General features: G+C 35.7%; 17 protein-coding genes. All 17 read right to left on the bottom strand.

The window, feature by feature from the left end:
• Window position 1: 1 nt before the first annotated feature.
• On the bottom strand, window positions 2-1,102 hold the full coding sequence (gene ychF / locus PGU50_RS01415; protein WP_022220674.1) for a redox-regulated ATPase YchF: 1,101 nt from the start codon (window positions 1,100-1,102) through the stop codon (window positions 2-4).
• Window positions 1,103-1,185: 83 nt separating this feature from the next.
• Entirely contained in the window at window positions 1,186-2,316 is a 1,131-nt protein-coding gene (locus PGU50_RS01410) for a tyrosine-type recombinase/integrase (protein ID WP_118005577.1), read from the bottom strand.
• A gap of 98 nt (window positions 2,317-2,414) precedes the next feature.
• On the bottom strand, window positions 2,415-2,615 hold the full coding sequence (locus PGU50_RS01405) for an excisionase (RefSeq protein ID WP_117538234.1): 201 nt from the start codon (window positions 2,613-2,615) through the stop codon (window positions 2,415-2,417).
• A 41-nt stretch (window positions 2,616-2,656) separates the two neighbouring features.
• Entirely contained in the window at window positions 2,657-3,472 is an 816-nt protein-coding gene (locus tag PGU50_RS01400) for an ATP-binding protein (protein WP_270246010.1), read from the bottom strand.
• Entirely contained in the window at window positions 3,472-3,999 is a 528-nt protein-coding gene (locus PGU50_RS01395; RefSeq protein ID WP_270246009.1) for a replication initiator protein A, read from the bottom strand. Before PGU50_RS01395 ends, PGU50_RS01400 begins: the two co-directional genes overlap by 1 nt.
• Window positions 4,000-4,045: 46 nt before the next feature.
• Window positions 4,046-4,384, bottom strand: coding sequence for a hypothetical protein (locus PGU50_RS01390; protein ID WP_270246008.1), 339 nt, complete (start codon window positions 4,382-4,384; stop codon window positions 4,046-4,048).
• A gap of 245 nt (window positions 4,385-4,629) precedes the next feature.
• Window positions 4,630-7,374, bottom strand: coding sequence for an FtsX-like permease family protein (locus PGU50_RS01385; protein WP_270246007.1), 2,745 nt, complete (start codon window positions 7,372-7,374; stop codon window positions 4,630-4,632).
• An 11-nt stretch (window positions 7,375-7,385) separates the two neighbouring features.
• Window positions 7,386-8,069 (bottom strand): ABC transporter ATP-binding protein, encoded by a 684-nt coding sequence (locus PGU50_RS01380; protein ID WP_118005569.1) that lies wholly within the window; start codon window positions 8,067-8,069, stop codon window positions 7,386-7,388.
• 101 nt (window positions 8,070-8,170) lie between these two features.
• Complete coding sequence (locus tag PGU50_RS01375) at window positions 8,171-9,091, bottom strand: sensor histidine kinase (protein ID WP_270246006.1); 921 nt, start codon at window positions 9,089-9,091, stop codon at window positions 8,171-8,173.
• A 1-nt stretch (window position 9,092) separates the two neighbouring features.
• Window positions 9,093-9,746 carry a response regulator transcription factor gene (locus tag PGU50_RS01370; protein WP_118005567.1) on the bottom strand — a complete coding sequence of 218 codons (654 nt, stop codon included), beginning with the start codon at window positions 9,744-9,746 and terminating at the stop codon, window positions 9,093-9,095.
• Between the two features lie 194 nt (window positions 9,747-9,940).
• Complete coding sequence (locus PGU50_RS01365) at window positions 9,941-10,918, bottom strand: Abi family protein (protein WP_268803826.1); 978 nt, start codon at window positions 10,916-10,918, stop codon at window positions 9,941-9,943.
• A gap of 1,005 nt (window positions 10,919-11,923) precedes the next feature.
• The gene (locus tag PGU50_RS01360) at window positions 11,924-14,665 is read right to left on the bottom strand and encodes an ABC transporter permease (RefSeq protein WP_270246005.1); all 2,742 of its coding nucleotides are present in this window, start codon (window positions 14,663-14,665) and stop codon (window positions 11,924-11,926) included.
• Window positions 14,666-14,676: 11 nt separating this feature from the next.
• A complete protein-coding gene (locus PGU50_RS01355) occupies window positions 14,677-15,360 on the bottom strand; it encodes an ABC transporter ATP-binding protein (protein WP_270246004.1) in 684 nt (227 codons plus the stop codon).
• 100 nt (window positions 15,361-15,460) lie between these two features.
• Entirely contained in the window at window positions 15,461-16,381 is a 921-nt protein-coding gene (locus PGU50_RS01350; RefSeq protein ID WP_270246003.1) for a sensor histidine kinase, read from the bottom strand.
• Window position 16,382: 1 nt separating this feature from the next.
• Window positions 16,383-17,036 (bottom strand): response regulator transcription factor, encoded by a 654-nt coding sequence (locus tag PGU50_RS01345; RefSeq protein WP_117835563.1) that lies wholly within the window; start codon window positions 17,034-17,036, stop codon window positions 16,383-16,385.
• Between the two features lie 194 nt (window positions 17,037-17,230).
• Window positions 17,231-17,356, bottom strand: a complete 126-nt coding sequence (locus tag PGU50_RS01340; RefSeq protein ID WP_270205306.1) for a hypothetical protein — start codon at window positions 17,354-17,356, stop codon at window positions 17,231-17,233.
• Window positions 17,357-17,453: 97 nt separating this feature from the next.
• Window positions 17,454-18,068, bottom strand: a complete 615-nt coding sequence (locus tag PGU50_RS01335; protein WP_270246002.1) for a TetR/AcrR family transcriptional regulator — start codon at window positions 18,066-18,068, stop codon at window positions 17,454-17,456.
• Window positions 18,069-18,129: the final 61 nt, after the last annotated feature.

Raw genomic sequence — 18,129 nt, 5'->3', positions numbered from 1 at the left:
ATTATACGTTAAATCTAAACAGGATAATATCTCCGTCCTGTACAACATAATCCTTACCTTCCAGTCTTACCAGACCTTTTTCTTTTGCAGCGTTATAAGTGCCACATGCCATCAAGTCATCATAGGATACGATTTCAGCGCGGATGAATCCTCTTTCAAAATCAGAATGGATCTTTCCTGCTGCCTGTGGTGCTTTCGTTCCTTTTTTGATTGTCCATGCACGGACTTCCGGTTCTCCTGCTGTCAGGTAACTGATCAGTCCAAGAAGGCTGTAGCTTGCCTTGATCAGCTTTTCAAGACCAGATTCCTTAAGTCCCAGTTCTTCCAGGAACATGCTCTTTTCATCATCATCAAGTTCCGCGATCTCCTGCTCAATTTCTGCACATACAACGAATACTTCGCAGTCCTCTCTTTTTGCATACTCACGGACTGCCTGTACTCCTGCATTACTTGCACCGTCATCTGCAAGATCATCTTCTGCCACATTTGCAGCAAAAATAACCGGTTTGTAGGTCAGAAGATTATAGCTTTCCAGCCACTGCTGCTCATCTTCGTCATTGATATCATCAAAGCTCTTTGCCATCTTTCCATCTTCCAGATGTGCTTTAATTCTTTCCATCAGTGCCAGTTCTTTTGCGATCGTCTTGTCATTTCTTGCTGCTCTGACTGCTTTGGAAATTCTTCTTTCCAGGATCTCAAGGTCTGAAAAGATCAGCTCCAGGTTGATCGTCTCAATGTCACGCAACGGATCGATACTTCCGTCTACATGGACAATATTACTGTCCTCGAAACAACGTACTACATGAACAATTGCATCAACCTCACGGATATTTGCAAGAAACTGGTTTCCAAGACCTTCTCCTTTGGATGCACCTTTTACAAGACCTGCGATATCTACAAACTCAATCGCTGCCGGGATGATCTTTTTGGTGTGATACATCTCACCAAGCACATTCAGACGTTCATCCGGTACAGTAACAACGCCCACATTTGGATCAATGGTACAGAATGGGTAGTTGGCTGATTCTGCTCCTGCTTTTGTCAGTGAATTGAATAAAGTACTTTTTCCTACATTCGGTAATCCTACGATTCCTAATTTCATTTTTTATATTTCCTCCTATAAATCCTTTGATTTCAAGGGATTTCAGCATACTTATTTTTGCAAGTGGGCCATTTAGTGGGCCATTATATTGCCATAAGCGCTTCTGCCACCAAGTCCATTTCTTTTTTCTTTTCTTCCTCAGTAGTATGAACATATAAGTTCATCGTAATTCCAATATTCGAATGGCCCAGTAACATCTGAAGTGTTTTCGGTTTCATTCCTGCTTCAATACATCTGGTAGCAAACGTATGTCTCAAGATATGCATCGAAAATCTTGGAATTTTTGCTTTATCACAGATTTTAAACAACGCTGTATCATATGTACTGTTCTTGACAGGCGTTCCTTTTCGACACAGAAACACAAATTCTTCCCATTCTGTTGAAATTTCTGAAATCCTCTTATTCTTTTCTTTTTGTTTTTTTAGTATAGCAACCGCTTCTTCTGTTAAGGGTATCGTGCGGTAACCTGATTTACTCTTTGGTTCTCCGATACGCCACTCCTTTGCACTGTAACGATATTCCATACTTCTGCGAATCTGAATTGTTTTGGATTTTAAATCGATATCTTTCCATTTCAATCCTACCAATTCGCCTGTTCGCAATCCGGTTTGTAGTATAAAACGATACTGATTTTCATAGCTTTGACCTTCTGCGTATTGTAAAAATGTTTTTTGTATGTCTCTTGTTAATGCAACCTTCTTCTCAGATGGCTTTCCCATATCACTTTTCACAGATTTTTTACAGGGATTGCTACACAAGACTTCATTTTCTTTTGCATACTCAAACATGTTGTATAATGCAATTCTTGCCTGATAAATTGTAGATGTACGATACTCCTGATCTGCCATATCATAAAATATTTTCTGACAGTGAAGTGGTTTCACGTCTGATAGTGGCATCTCCCCAATTACCGGTTTAATATTTTTAATATATCTCTCCGTATAATTGCGAACAGTATTGGAACGGACTATTTTCTTTTTTATCCCAATCCAATAATCAAACCATTGATTGACCAGCATATCTGATGGCATTGAAATATCACTGTGTTCATCCACATAAGTTGCATCAGCAATCCACGCTCTGCATTCTTGCAGCTTTTTGAATCGTTTATGTTTTCTCTTTCCAAACCGATCTACAAATCTGGCTGAGTACAATCCCGTACTTTCCTGGGATATTCCCTTGCCAAGTTCTTTGCCTTTTAAATCTTTTCCCATATTTCAGCTCCTCTCATAAGAAGCCCTAATACAGTACCTTGTATTATACCATAGCATCTTATTTTTGTGAATATTCATTTTCATCTCCTGTCATTCATTTATATTTCCACACTTTCCGAAATGAATTTTTCAAATTCTTTTCTCTTTACAAGTTTTTTCGTACCTACGTAAAGCACAAACGGACATCTCGGTTCTTTCAAAAGACTACTTATTCTGTTTTGTCCGATATTACTGTATTCTGCTGCCTCTTCAATTGTAAGAGCCACTTTTTCACATATCGCAACATGTTGTTTGCTCATAAAATCCTTCCCTTATTATTTAACGTGCGTAGCATACACTTCTATCCGCAATACACACGATCATTCTTTGTATTCAACAACGTTTTCGCTTTCTCCATTTTCATACTTGCAATCGCTTCTCGTTTACTTGTACCTCCAACATACATTGGTGTACACATTTCTAAAATACGATCATAGATACGCCTTTTATCCAACATGGTCTCGCTTTTTATTTCTTTCAGCGGAAGATTGGTTGTGATGATCAAAGGTCGTCCCGAACGGATCCTGCGGTCTATGACGCTAAAAATAATTCCTAACGCATATTCTGAATTTCGTTCCACTCCAAGATCATCAATAATCAAAAGCTGGTAAGAAGCCAATGCATTGATATATTCCGTTTTGTCTGCCAGTGGAAATATATCATCAATAATGGTATTGAAATTTGTCATCTTTACCGTTACTTCCCGCTTAAGAAGTTCATTGGCAATGCATCCGGCAACATAACTTTTCCCGGTACCAACCGGTCCCCAGAACAAACACCCAATATGATTTCTTTTCATTTCATCCCAGTTATCAACATATTTTTTTGCTCTATGCATTACCGCGTCTGACATATCTGCATTCTCAAATGTCCACTCTTCCATCCTGCTCTCGTCAAAACAGATGCTTGTATTTCTGTTGACTAATTCCCGGTGTTCTTTGTCTTTAAAATATTTTTGTTCTTCTTCATATGCTTTTCTGTCACAGGCACATTGCCTGGAATGTTTCTTCATCCCCATAAATCCACCCTCTGGGAAAAAAGCTTCTTTCGCTTCCCCACAGACTTTGCAGTATCGCAAACCATCACTGCCTACACACACGGTATCTTCTTCTCTCATCACAAACTCTCTCCTTCCCCATAGCAATAATTTACTTCATAATATTTATTTCTTTTATATTTCTCAGTTACTTTACTAGGTGCCACATTTCCGGCTTCTGCACAGCCATTTTTACAGCTAGATGATGGTTGTTTTTCCAACTCTGTTGTAGCTATCTTTTCAACCGCCTTATTATCATCCAGTTGTAAACCAATCTCATCCGATGGAATTTTTACATATAAATGATTAGGTTTTGAAAATCCACCGGATCTGCGAACCAATAATCCCATATCATCTAATTCCTTCAACGCTGTTTTTACAGAAGATTTGCATTTATCGATTTGAACAGACAATTCTTCTATTGGAAATATCAAATAAACATTTCCATACTTATCTATCCAGCTATTCTTTCTCGATATCCGCGCCCGGTCATACAACACCATATAAAGAAATTTTGCAGTTTGAGAAATTCGCAGCTTTAATAAAAACTTCGGAAACTGGAAGTACTGAAGCATCTGCTCTGACTCCTTCATGTATTCATATTTCATTCTTTTCTCGCCTCATTTCTGTTTCTAATTATTGTAAAAATCATTTTTATGCCGGCTCAAAAATGTCCTTACATATATTCAAAAGATGAAGGGCATAAATACAGGCTCTTGAGGAAAGTTTTTTATTTTTCCCGCCCAAATACCCTTTCATTAATACGAAACGCCGAGAGGCATTTTTACAGCCCCCTGATGAAATTTTTTTAATTTTTTCGGTTAATTGAATATTTGAAAACAAAAAACACTCACCTATTCCAGGTGAATGCCTTATCAAAATTTCCTTATTTTGTTGTCTATGACGCTTATTCAGATATGCCTGCATATCTGCTAAAATGTAATTGCCTGCAATTATATTTTCACGTGGGTATGGGGACGTAATCCCCATCAAGTCCGCTACTCGTAAGTAATACAAAATTGTCAAAATGACAATACTGTATTACACGGGTGGATCTTGCTCTGGTTGTAACATATTAATTTATACAATAATAGGCCCAAATGGACACTTTCACCATTCGAGCCTATATATTATATGTCTTTGGGATAATAGCGTAAAAAGCAACTATAACAGGGCAAAGTTCACAAGAATTTCACCTCAAAACTTGACATAGATCCTAAATAGTCACCGCGTCTCTTCTATCTCTTCTTGTATATAAAATGTGTAACCATAACATTAATAAGCATTAAAGAAAACATTACACCTACCATAACATGAATCGGCCAATGAAATATAAAATATGACAATTTATTTTCCATATAAATTTTCACTCCAACCAAGGCTGCCACCCCTACAGTAAACAACATTCCCATCACACACATAAAATAATAACTGCCTTCTCCAAAGAGCATTAATTTCATTTGTTTATCCGTCATCCCGATACTTTTCATAATATCAAATTCTTTTCTCCGAGCGTACATCCCGGTAAATACGACGTTACAATAATTGGTCAATCCCGCAATGAATAATATGATGCTTATAGCACCTAGGAGAATTCGATTTCCTCTCATATATGTTTCTTTTTGCTGCATCAGGTCTGATTTACAGATAACAAAAACTCCTGCTTCGCCTGTGCCTTCATCCATCGATACTTCTGTCATTTCGGATCGTTTCTTATTTTCCTCGGATATCAGCTCGCTGATCTGTGTTTTCACATAAGGTTCTTTTTCCGGATCAGCAGTTAATTCCATTGCTAATATCTTTTTCTCAGTTGGTATCTTTTGAAAGCCTTTCTCACTGATAAAATAATATAAGCTGCCTTCTCTACCATGCCAGGATTGATGTATTTCTGGGAAATTATCACTTTGCCTGTCTAAATAACCACATAGAGTAAATGTTTCGGATTCCTTTTGAGGAAATTCCTCTTCCTGTTGTTTCTCTTTACTATCAGAATTACTTTGTTCTTTTCTACGAATCGCATCTTCTTTTGAAAGCAAAGTTTTAAAATATACCGGTTCGCCAATTGCTTCATCTGCAAGTTTTTGTTGTTCCGGGGTCAGCATATGATCATGTATAATCAATACGCCAGTCCCTTCTTCCAAAGATTTTACATCAATATTTAATTGATTATCCTGTACATATTTCTTAAGCGACAAGATTTGATCTTCGTCTATAACTTGTACAGTATCCCAGGTGATTCCTTCCACCATATTATCATTTGTAAGATCCGAAAGCCCTTCGTCATAAGGGCGGATGCCTTTTCTGGACATAACTGTAGTTACATAAGCTCCTTCGATCAGATTGGAATTTTCCCAATCAATACCTTCCATCTTATGTAGTTTTTTCTCCAACTCTTGAGAGATTGGTGAAAATTCATCATAATCGTTATCACACAGCAGTTCCACACCATCTCCCTGTGTCAGCAAAGGATCAACATCAATTTCTCTGGTTTTATATTCTTCTCCATAACCCATGCTTTGCCCAAATTGACTAAACTCTCCTGCCAGCAAAAAATCAGGTCGTTTTTCAAGAAGATGCTTATAATCACAGCCATTTATAAGTACATTCATTAGAATAAAAGACAGGACTCCTAAAAATATGGAAAGGCTTGTAATGATAAATCGTGTTTTATGACGCGTTATATTCCCCCATGCAATATAGAACATTTCTCCTATTTCAGAACGTTTCAACACCATTTCCACGGGATGTTTTATTTTTCTGTTAAGCTTATTTCCATCATAAGTGGCACTCTCAACGCAAGACAGAGTCGTTATTTTTCTAATAACACCTTCCGATGCTATCCACAGAATTCCATTTACAAATAGAACAGAAATCAAAAGAATCCACGGCCTGAAAAAGGAAAGTATCGTGTTTCCTCCCATTTCCTGATAAAAATGAAAGCCTACTATTTTCGGTATCAATAAAATCAAAATCAGTGCAGAAATCAAACTTCCCAAAGCAGAGCCTTTTAACATGAGTAATCGCATTTGTTTCCGGTAAATTTTTGTAATCTGTATTTCTGTAGCTCCAATTGTATGGAGCAGTCCGAGATTTTGAATATCTTCACTCATGGATATCCAAAGGACATTGCACACAAGGAAATATATTCCGCACAAAATGCCCAGCGTTCCCAATATCACCATCTCATATCCACCTGCGAATTTAGAAACGGCCGTATATTGTGCTGTATCAGAAACATATATCTTCTGTTCTGCACTCTTCATCGGCAATGTCTGATATAATTTTTCTTCTGTTTTGCTTCTGCTTAAATGATTACTCTGACTGAAAAGTAACGTATAAGGTCCTTTTTCCAGACTCAACTCATTAATTTTGTCATGTGAAATATATCCAATTGACAATTCATTTCCAGAGTCCGTATACCAGCCACATAGTTCGAATTTTTCTTTCGAATGTTCGAACGCACCTTTGTATACATCTAAGTTTATTTCCATTCCCTGTTCCGGTTCAGAAATACCAAGTTTTTTCAATGCCCTCTCAGATAATAGAATTTCCTCCTTTTTCTGTGGGTAGCTTCCAATCACATTGGTATATGCCGGCTTCAAAAAAGAGTTCCAGCTTTCCAAGTCAGCCCATACTACGTTGCATATCGTTTTTGCATTGTTCTCTGAAACTTCTGTAGCTTCACCTACAAAAATGCTTTTCCCAACCTGTTTTATATAATCCAGTTGTTTTAATTTTGCATATTGTTCTTCTGTTCCATCTTCTATTCTGCCCGAAGAAGCAGCTCCATTTTCTCTGATTAATCTTATTTCTTCTGCCTGTATTTTCCCAAAAGAGATTCCGAATACCATGGTAATCGCAACAATACCGATTACTACCGAGCAAAATAAAATCGAATTTCTTACCTTTTTTGTGCCTGCAAAATTCTTAGCCAGAAATCGGATTATGTCTTTATTGTTATTTGGAATGTTCTTATGAAACATAATGATACCTCCTAACAATCGTTACAATCTCTTGTATAGATTTTCCCATCGGACATACGTATTACTCTGTCTGCCATCTGTGCTACTTCCTCTTGATGAGTTACGATCAATGTCGTCTGATGGAATCTTGCGGCACAGGATTTTAGTAATCCCACAACTTCCATACTTGTAACAGAATCCAGATTTCCAGTCGGTTCATCCGCCAGGACAATGGCCGGTTTCGTTAATAATGCCCGCGCTATAGAAACTCGCTGTTGCTGCCCACCGGACAGTGTTGATGGGAAACGTTCTAATTTATCTTTTAGTCCAAGTGTTTCTACAATTTCATTGAAAAAATCCACATCGATTTCCTTACCATCCAGTCGCATCGGAAGAACTATATTTTCGCGTATGCTAAGAGAAGGTATCAAATTATATTGCTGAAATACAAATCCGATATTTCTTCTTCTGAATATCGTTCTTTCTTCCTTGTTAAGATCTTTTAAACTTGTATTTCTGATCCAGACACCTCCAAAATCCGGAGTGTCAAGACCGCCCAAAATGTTCATAAGTGTTGTCTTTCCACATCCAGACGTACCGACAACCGCTATAAATTCGCCCTCTTCCACTGTCAACGACACACCATCTAAAGCACGCACTTCATATGTATCGGATGTATAATATTTTTTTAGATTCATGGCTTTGATTATATCCATCTTTTCTGTAAACTCCTTTCGTAAATGCTACCTTTAACTCAGCCATAATCTATTGTACATGGTACATCTTACAAACTTCTTACAAGGTGCATATGAATTGTCTATATCGGAAGATTCACCTCTATAAGCATCCCTGGATTCATTTGTTTTGCTTTTATCATCCCTTTTTGTAATAAAACAATCTCTCTGGAAAGATATAAACCAATTCCGCATCCTTCCTGACCTCTTGTCTGCTCGCCTCGATAAAATCTTTGAAAAATTTTGTTTTCTTCTCCGTCTTTTATCCCGATTCCATAATCTCTTATCTGAATTTTATAAAACATTTCCGTTTGTTTCATTGTGATATCGATCGTACTATTGCTTTTGCTATATTTGACTGCATTATCAAACACATTATAAAACGCCTCACACATCCAGTTTTTATCATGTTCGCAAATGATTTTCTCCGGCAATTCTACTTGAAAAAAGATACCTTTATCTTCTGCCTTTTTTTGTATTTGCCCTAATGCATTTAGAATTGTTTCGACAAGATTTTCTTTTTGCATGTGAACTTGTATGATTCCTTGCTCTAATCGAGCAGTTTTTATAAAGCTTTCCACTAAAAAACATAATTGTTCTTCACTCGTTCGCAAGTCTTTCATGTATCCTGTATTCAATACTTCTTGCGTTTCATCCAATGATTCTTGCAGCAATTCCGTATAATTTTTTATATTCGACAGCGGTGTCCTTAGTTGATGCGCAATCTCAGAAATCAATTTCTGTATCTCATATTGACTTTTTTCGGCCTCTTTTCTTCTTCCTTCTAATATTTCCTGTAAACGGATTAATTGATTGGCTGTTTTAGAGTAAAGCGTTTCCTTCCCTATATCAGAATTATCTAAGTCATTGCCGTTTATTAAAGATTCGGTCAGTTTATATATTTTGTTCATTTCCTTTGTCCTAAAATGATTTTCAACTAAATATACAGTACTTCCTCCGAGTATGAAACCTGTTAAAAGTACTGTAAAAATTGCTACAGCCATGCTAATCTCCCATTCTATATCCCATTCCAAATACATTACTGATAACATTCGATGAATCATTTAATTTCTTTTTCAATCTGCTGATCATAACGCTAATTGTGTTAGGATCAATAAATTCACTATCGATTCCCCATATATTTTCCATTATCATCTCTTTTGTAAGAACCTGATTCTGGTTCATAATAAAATATTCCAAAAGCTGATACTCTTTGAGTGTTAACGATATTTCTGTTTTTCCTACAAAAACCTGTTTTCTATCCGAATACAAGATGACCTGCCCGCACATAAAAACATTTTCATTTGATTTTCTCTTCAAAACAACTTCCATACGTTTTAACAATACCTTTATTGAAAATGGTTTGACCACATAATCATCTGCTCCTATATCAAACGCTTTTAACATATCTTTTTCATCATCTTTTGCAGTTAAAAAAATTGCCGGGATTCTTCCATTTTTTTGAAGTTCCTGATATAGATTTATTCCATCTCCATCCGGTAATCCAATATCTACAATCAACAAATCTACAGAACTATCTATATTTTTAATTGCTTCTTTTCTTGAAGCGGCAAGAATCGTTGTATAACCTTGATTTTGCAATGATGTATCTAAGGCTTTTCTCAACAAATTGTCATCTTCTATAATTCCTATTACCATACACACCTCCTAATTTTTCTAGAATGTAATACAAAAAAGCCCATTACAATATACATAACACCTCTGCATATTGTAACGGACTTTTTTTCAAACCCAGACTTGGTGCAAGCACCATTTCTGATAAAAACCTCGAAAGTTTTTGTTCTATGTGCATATATTACCCAATTTCATTCATAAAGTCAATATGTTTTCTACTAAATTTTCAAGTACCTTTTATGTTTTGGATTATTATTTTGCTTCTTAATATATTGTATTACTCCACTAATGAATCTATACGCTTCAGCAATAACCTGATTTTTTTCAAAATACTCTTTGTACTTCAAAACTCTTCCATCTTTTTCACAGAAAAAATGGTACAATTCATCCATTGTTTTATCACGCATATTACGGTTAGCAGCTTCCTTTAAAAGGTCATTATAAACAAATAAAAGTGCCACAAAATCATGAAATGTAGGATAAGCCATATATTTACTACGAGCATGTAAACTAATTTCCTTTTGAGCCTGGGATAATGCATTTGTCAACTTGATGGTCTTTCGAAATTTTTTTGCTCCCTTGGGTTTCATAATTGAACTCATCAAACAATTGCTATGAGCTGCTGCATTTCTTAAAAATTTAATGGATTGTAAATAATCACTGTAATTTGGTGATTTATACTCTTGATAATACATGGTATATAACTCCACAAATTTTCCAAATGATAATAATTCAACCAAATTCCAAACGGAATATTCCTCATCCAGCGAATGTTTCTCTGCTAAATCAGACGTGAAATTATATGAATTTGCTTTCTGTAGTATTTCTATCTTTGTATTAGGATACGCCCATAAATATTTTTTGACAATATTATATCCATCTTCTTTTTCGTTTTGACTAACATCATATAACATCCTTGTTTTTAGTATATGCTCTACATCTAAACACATACCCAAAATTATTTTTCGAAGATACATATCCAGCTTCGACAATTCCACTAAATACGCAAATTCTAAATTTACATATTTACCATTTTTCGGATTAATAGGATAATTTTTTGCATATGATTTCAATTTGAAATAATAATTATTGTAGCGAAGAAATTTTTTTGCATCCTCTTCACACATTATTTCAAAAGTAACTCCTTTTTTCTTGAGATCTTCAATTTGCTCATCTATTGTAAGTTTCTTTTTCATTGTAAAAGCTCTACCTTTTTCCGTTATTTATATCATTTCCATAAATATCATAACAATGAATTTTACAAATAGCAACTATTGTTTATACCTCGTCAATAGCTGTAGCCACTTCACAATTTTCCGGTAAAAAATCACTTAAAATATTTACAATATTTTCCAAAAAAGAAGCGCTCCTACAAGCGCTTCTCCTTACCATATTAGGACTTCGATCAAAAAGTTAGTGGGCCACAAAGTGGGCCATTTTCCAAAAACTCACATGAATTTATATAGAGTTTTATCCAAGTCGGAAATCCGCTAAATGCTCTAGCTATCAGCATTTAAAGGCATTTAACAACTTATATGGACATTTATGAAATCGGTCTCGGAATAACGATTCCTAATTTCATTTTGTATATTTCCTCCTATAAATCCTTTGATTTTCAGTATAATTATCTAAATTCAGTACTCTGTATTATACCATAGCCTTTTCTCTTTGTGAATATTTAAGTTTCTGTTTTCTTTACACTTGTAAGCAACCTTATTTGTAAAACTTAATTTTCTCTAAGAAATTTGTTGCGCCTGCCGCCAATGACAGATCGTTCTTGATGAAAATTTTTTTCGGTTATTTAAATACCTGAAAGCCAAAAACACTCACCCATTCAGGGTGAATGCTTTATCAAAATTTCCTTATTTTGTTGTCTATGACGCTTATTCAGATATGCCCGCATATCTGCTAAAATGTAATTGCCTGCAATTATATTTTCACGTGGGTATGGGGACGTAATCCCCATCAAGTCCGCTACTCGTAAGTAATACAAAATTGTCTGTAATACACGGGTGGATCTTGCTCTGTTTGTAACACATGAATTCATACAATAATAGGCCCAAATGAACACTTTCACCATTCAAGCCTATATATTATATGTCTTTCAGATAATAGCGTAAAAAACAACTGTAACGGGGCAAAGTTCACAAGAATTTCATTTCAAAACTTAACATAGATCCTAAATAGTCACCATGCCTCTTCTATCTCTTCTTGCATATAAAATGTGTAACCGCAACATTAATAAGCAATAAAGATAATATTACACCTACAGTAATATGAATTGGCCAATAAAATGTAAAATATGACAATTTATTTTCCATATAAATTTTTACTCCAACCAAAGTTGCTGCTCCTACTGTGAACATCATTCCCACCACGCACATAAAATAATAACTACCTTCTCCAAAAAGCATTAATTTCATCTGCTTATCCGTCATTCCGATACTTTCCATAATATCTAATTCTTTTCGCCTGGAGTACATACCAGTGAATACAACGTTACAATAATTTGTTAATCCCGCAATGAATAATATGATGCTTATAGCACCTAGGAGAATTCGATTTCCTCTCATATATGTTTCTTTTTGTTGCATCAAGTCTGATTTACAAATAACAAAAACTCCTGCTTCGCCTGTGCCTTCATCCATCGATACTTCTGTCATTTCGGATCGTTTTTTATTTTCCTCGGAGACCAGCTCGCTGATCTGTGTTTTCACATAAGGTTCTTTTTCCGAGTCGGCAGTTAATTCCATTGTTAATATCTTTTTCTCAGTCGGTATCTTTTGAAAGCCTTTCTCACTGATAAAATAATATAAGCTGCCCTCTCCATGCCAGGATTGATGTATTTCCGGGAAATCATCACTTTGCCTGTCTAAATAACCACATAGAGTAAATGTTTCCGATTCTTTTTGAGGGAATTCGTCTTCCTGTTGTTTCTCTTTATTCTCAGAATTACTTTGTTCTTTTCTACGAATCGCATCTTCCCTTGAAAGCAAAGTTTTAAAGTATACCGGTTCGCCAATTGCTTCATCTGCAATTTTTTGCTGTTCCGGGGTCAGCATATGATCATGTATGAGCAACACTCCATTTCCTTCTTCCAAAGATTTCAAATCAATATTGAGTTGATTATCCTGAACGTATTTCTCAAGCGACAAGATTTGATTGTCATTTAAAATCTGCACAGTATCCCAACTGAATCCTTCCACCATATTGTCATCTGTAAGATTCGAAAGCCCTTCGTCATAAGGACGGATGCCCTTTCTGGACATAACTGTAGTTACATAAGCTCCTTCGATCAAATTAGATTTTTCCCAATCGATACCATCTATCTTGTGTAATTTTTTCTCCAACTCTTGAGAAATTGGTGAAAATTCATCATAATCGTTATCATACAACAGTTCCACACCATCTCCCTGCGTCAGCAAAGGATCCACATCGATTTCTCTTGTTTTATATTCTTCCCCACACCCCTGGCTTTTCCCAAATTCGCTAAACTCTCCTGCCAGCAAAAAATCAGGACGTTTCTCAAGAAGATGCTTATAATCACATCCATTTGTAAGTACATTCATTAGAATAAAGGATAGGACACCTAAAAATATAGAAAGACTTGTAATGATAAATCGTGCTTTCTGTCGTGTTATATTTCCCCATGCAATATAGAACATTTCTTCTGTTTCAGAACGTCTGTGCACTATTTTCCCAGAGTGTTTTGTTTTTCTGGCAACTGTATTTTCGTTATAAGCAGCACTCTCAATACAAGACAGCTTCGTTATTTTTCTAATAACGCCTTCCGATGCTATCCACAAAATTCCATTTACAAATACAACAGAAAGCAAAAGAATCCACGGTCTGAAAAAGGAAAGTATTGTATTCCCTCCCATTTCCTGATAAAAATGGAAACCTAATAGTTCCGGTATTAATAAGACTAAAATCAGTGCAGAGATCAAACTTCCCAAGACAGAACCTTTTAACATGAGTGACCTCATTTGTTTCCGGTATATTTTTGTAATCTGTCTTTCTGTGGCTCCGATTGTGTGGAGCAGTCCGAGATTTTGAACATCTTCGCTCATGGATATCCAAAGGACATTGCGTACAAGGAAATATATTCCACACAAAATTCCTATTGTTCCCAATATCACCATCTCATATCCACCTGCGAATTTAGAAACAGCAGTATATTGTGCTGTATCAGAAACGTATATCTTCTGTTCTGCGCTCTTCATCGGTAATGTCTGATATAATTTTTCTTCTGTTTTGCTTCTGCTTAAATGATTGCTCTGACTGAAAAGTAAAGTATAGGAACCCTTTTCCAGGTTTAACTCATTAATTTTGTCATGTGAAATATATCCGGTTGCCAGTTCATTTCCAGAGTCCGTATACCAGCCACATAGTTTGAATGTTTCTTTCGAATGTTCGAACACACCTTTGTATACATCTAAGTTTATTTCCATTCCCTGGTCTGGTTCAGAAATACCAAGTTTTTTCAATGCCCGCTCCGACAATAGAATTTCATCCTTTTTCTGTGGGTAGCTTCCAATCACATTGGTATATGCAGGCTTCAAAAAATTGTTCCAGCTTTCTGAGTCAGCCCATACTACGTTGCATATCGTTTTTGCATTATCCTCTGAAATGTCTGTAGCTTCACCTACAAAAATGCTTTTCCCAACCTGTTTTATATAATCCAGTTGTTTTAATTTTGCATATTGTTCTTCTGTTCCATCTTCTATTCTGCCCGAAGAAGCAGTTCCATTTTCTCTGGTTAATCTTATTTCTTCTGCCTGTATTTTCCCAAAGGAGATTCCGAAGACCATGGTTATAGCAACAATACCGATTACTACTGAGCAAAATAAAATCGTATTTCTTATCTTTTTTGTGCCTGCAAAATTTTTAGCCAGGAATCGGATTATGTCTTTATTGTTATTTGGAATGTTCTTATGAAACATAGTGATACCTCCTAACAATCGTTACAATCTCTTGTATAGATTTTTCCATCGGACATACGTATTACTCTGTCTGCCATCTGTGCTACTTCCTCTTGATGAGTCACGATCAATGTCGTCTGGTGGAATCTTGCGGCACAGGATTTTAGTAATCCTATGACTTCCATACTTGTAACAGAATCCAGATTTCCGGTCGGTTCATCCGCCAGGACAATTGCCGGTTTCGTTAATAATGCCCGCGCTATAGAAACTCGCTGTTGCTGCCCGCCGGACAGTGTTGATGGAAAACGTTCTAATTTATCTTTTAATCCAAGCGATTCTACAATCTCATTGAAAAAATCCACATCGATTTCCTTGCCATCCAGTCTCATTGGGAGGACAATATTTTCACGTATACTAAGAGAGGGTATCAAATTATATTGCTGAAATACAAATCCGATATTTCTTCTTCTGAATATCGTTCTTTCTTCCTTGTTAAGATCTTTTAAACTTGTATTTCTGATCCAGACACCTCCAAAATCCGGAGTATCAAGACCTCCTAAGATGTTCATAAGTGTTGTCTTTCCGCATCCGGACGTACCGACAACTGCTATAAATTCACCATCCTCCACAGTCAACGACACACCATCTAAAGCACGCACTTCATATGTATCGGATGCATAATATTTTTTTAGATTCACGGCTTTGATCATATCCATTTTTCTATAAACTCCTTTCGCAGATGCTACCTCTAAATCAGCCATAATCTATTTTACATGGTACATCTTACAAACTTCTTACAGACTGCATATGAAATATCTATACCGGAAGATTCACTTCTATGAGCAACCCGGGCTTCATTTGTGTTGCTTTCATAATCCCTTTTTGTAATAGAACAATCTCTCTGGAAAGATACAAACCAATTCCGCATCCTTCATACCCTCTTGCCTGTTCGCCTCGATAAAATCTTTGGAAAATTTTGTTTTCTTCTCCGTCTTTTATCCCGATTCCATAATCTCTTATCTGGATCTTATAAAACATTTCCGTTTGTTTCATTGTGATATCGATCGTACTGTTGCTTTTGCTATATTTGACTGCATTATCAAACACATTATAAAATGCCTCACACATCCAGTTTTTATCATGTTCGCAGATAATTTTCTCTGGCAATTTTACTTGAAAAAAGATATCTTTATCTTCTGCCTTCTTTTGTATTTGCCCTAACGCATTTAAAATAGCCTCAACAAGATTTCCTTTTTGCATATGAACTTGCATGATTCCTTGTTCTAATCGAGCAGTTTTTATAAAGCTTTCCACCAAAAAGCATAACTGTTCTTCACTCGTTCGCAGATCTTTCATATATTCTATATTCAATATTTCCTGCGTTTCATTTAATGACTCTTGCAGCAATTCTGTATAATTTTTTATATTCGACAGCGGTGTCCGTAATTGATGTGCAATCTCAGAAATTAATTTTTGGATCTCATATTGGCTTTTTTCAGCCTCTTTTCTTCTCCCATCCAGCATTTCCTGCAAACGAATTAATTGATTGGCCGTTTTTGAATATAATGTTTCTTTTCCTATATCAAAATCATCTAATTCATTGCCATTTATTAAAGATTCGGCTAGTTTATATATTTTTTTCATTTCATTTGTTCTAAAATGATTTTCAAATAAATATACAACACTTCCACCAAGTATTATCCCCACCAAAAGTACTGTAAATATTACTACCGCCATGCTATTCTCCCATTCTATATCCCATTCCAAATACATTACTAATAACATCGGACGAATCATTTAATTTCTTTTTCAATCTGCTGATCATAACACTAATTGTATTTGGGTCAATGAATTCACTATCTATTCCCCAAATGTTTTCCATTATCATATCTTTTGTAAGAACCTGATTTTGATTCATAATAAAATATTCCAAAAGCTGATACTCTTTGAGTGTTAACGATATTTCTGTTTTTCCTACAAAAACCTGTTTTCTATCCGAATACAAGATGACCTGCCCGCACATAAAAACATTTTCATTCGATTTTCTCTTCAAAACAACTTCCATACGTTTTAACAATACTTTTATTGAAAATGGTTTGACCACATAATCATCTGCTCCTATATCAAATGCTTTTAACATATCTTTTTCATCATCTTTTGCAGTTAAAAAAATTGCTGGGATTCTTCCATTTTTTTGAAGCTCTTGATATAGACTTATTCCATCTCCATCCGGTAATCCAATATCTACGATCAACAAATCTACAGATCTATCTATATTTTTAATTGCTTCTTTTCTTGAACCAGCAAGAATCGTTGTATAACCTTGATTTTGCAAAGATGTATCCAAAGCTTTTCTCAACAAATTGTCATCTTCTATAATTCCTATTACCATACACACCTCCTGATTTTTCTAGAATATAATACCAAAAAAGCCCATTACAATATACATAACACCTCTGCATATTGTAACGGACTTTTTTCAAACCCAGACTTGGTGCAAGCACCATTTCTGATAAAAACCTCGAAAGTTTTTGTTCTATGTGCATATATTACCCAATTTCATTCACAAAGTCAATATGTTTTCTACTAAAACATCTGTGTAATTCTTGCGATCTCCATAACTACAATCTTTAGCATCACTCCACCAGACATCACATGAAACCATATCTCACGCATATGCTGTGACTTTGCTATTGGTGCAATAAGTTTCATCCTTTTTTCCTCCTCCATATAAACGACGCAGTGCAAAACTGTAACGCTACAATCCATTCCTGACGCTCTGATTCATCGTTCAAATCGTTTCATCCTTTCAACTTATCTGCATTTCCTGTAAGAAATGATCCATATGCTCTTCCAGTAACTTTATCACTTGACTTTTGTCTTCTGCTCCATCATATATGCTATAAAGCAAAAAAATAGGTCCATAAAAATCAAGTGCTGTCTGTCTGGCTTTTCCTTCATCGCCCAGCATTCCTGAAAACAAAGCTTCCATATAAGTTAATGGTCCGCTTGCAAGATAATTCTGATATAGCTGTGCCATCTGTGGCTCCCTGTACTGTTCCAATGTCAACATCTTACGAAAACAGCTTGAAAATTCTTCCTCCGTCCAATGAAGAAACTGCACCTTTGTGAACTGCTTAATCTTATCAAATGCCGTTTCTTTATACTCGGCTGTAACCTTTTCCAGATCACCCTCCGGCATTTCATACTGCTTTACTCTCTCAATATCCAATTCATTCATTTTTTCAATAATACTGTCCAATATCTCCTGCTTGCTTTTATAATGCTTATACAATGCAGCCTTGGTTACTCCAAGTTTTGAAGCAATATCATTCATGGATGTTCCTATATATCCACTCTGTGCAAATAACTTCAAAGCTTCTTCCAATATTTTTTCCTTTTTGTTCTTTTCTTTGCTTTCCATGTCTATCTCCTAATTTAAATCTGTTATTAAGTTACCTTTTGGTAACTTGTCAAGTAAATTA

Source organism: Coprococcus sp. AM11-30B (assembly GCF_027674365.1).
GTDB lineage: Bacteria > Bacillota > Clostridia > Lachnospirales > Lachnospiraceae > Allocoprococcus > Allocoprococcus comes.
The sequence above is the reverse complement of the archived record's forward strand: the minus strand, read 5'-3'. Positions and strand labels throughout refer to the sequence as shown.

Coding starts and splice junctions, on each gene's coding strand:
- PGU50_RS01395 (WP_270246009.1), bottom strand. CDS start 3,999: ATGAAATATGAATACATGAAGGAGTCAGAGCAGATGCTTCAGTACTTC.
- PGU50_RS01350 (WP_270246003.1), bottom strand. CDS start 16,381: ATGGCGGTAGTAATATTTACAGTACTTTTGGTGGGGATAATACTTGGT.
- PGU50_RS01375 (WP_270246006.1), bottom strand. CDS start 9,091: ATGGCTGTAGCAATTTTTACAGTACTTTTAACAGGTTTCATACTCGGA.
- PGU50_RS01380 (WP_118005569.1), bottom strand. CDS start 8,069: ATGGATATAATCAAAGCCATGAATCTAAAAAAATATTATACATCCGAT.
- PGU50_RS01335 (WP_270246002.1), bottom strand. CDS start 18,068: ATGGAAAGCAAAGAAAAGAACAAAAAGGAAAAAATATTGGAAGAAGCT.
- PGU50_RS01345 (WP_117835563.1), bottom strand. CDS start 17,036: ATGGTAATAGGAATTATAGAAGATGACAATTTGTTGAGAAAAGCTTTG.
- PGU50_RS01385 (WP_270246007.1), bottom strand. CDS start 7,374: ATGTTTCATAAGAACATTCCAAATAACAATAAAGACATAATCCGATTT.
- PGU50_RS01365 (WP_268803826.1), bottom strand. CDS start 10,918: ATGAAAAAGAAACTTACAATAGATGAGCAAATTGAAGATCTCAAGAAA.
- PGU50_RS01360 (WP_270246005.1), bottom strand. CDS start 14,665: ATGTTTCATAAGAACATTCCAAATAACAATAAAGACATAATCCGATTC.
- PGU50_RS01355 (WP_270246004.1), bottom strand. CDS start 15,360: ATGGATATGATCAAAGCCGTGAATCTAAAAAAATATTATGCATCCGAT.
- PGU50_RS01410 (WP_118005577.1), bottom strand. CDS start 2,316: ATGGGAAAAGATTTAAAAGGCAAAGAACTTGGCAAGGGAATATCCCAG.
- PGU50_RS01400 (WP_270246010.1), bottom strand. CDS start 3,472: ATGAGAGAAGAAGATACCGTGTGTGTAGGCAGTGATGGTTTGCGATAC.
- PGU50_RS01370 (WP_118005567.1), bottom strand. CDS start 9,746: ATGGTAATAGGAATTATAGAAGATGACAATTTGTTGAGAAAAGCCTTA.
- ychF (WP_022220674.1), bottom strand. CDS start 1,102: ATGAAATTAGGAATCGTAGGATTACCGAATGTAGGAAAAAGTACTTTA.
- PGU50_RS01340 (WP_270205306.1), bottom strand. CDS start 17,356: ATGAAACTTATTGCACCAATAGCAAAGTCACAGCATATGCGTGAGATA.
- PGU50_RS01405 (WP_117538234.1), bottom strand. CDS start 2,615: ATGAGCAAACAACATGTTGCGATATGTGAAAAAGTGGCTCTTACAATT.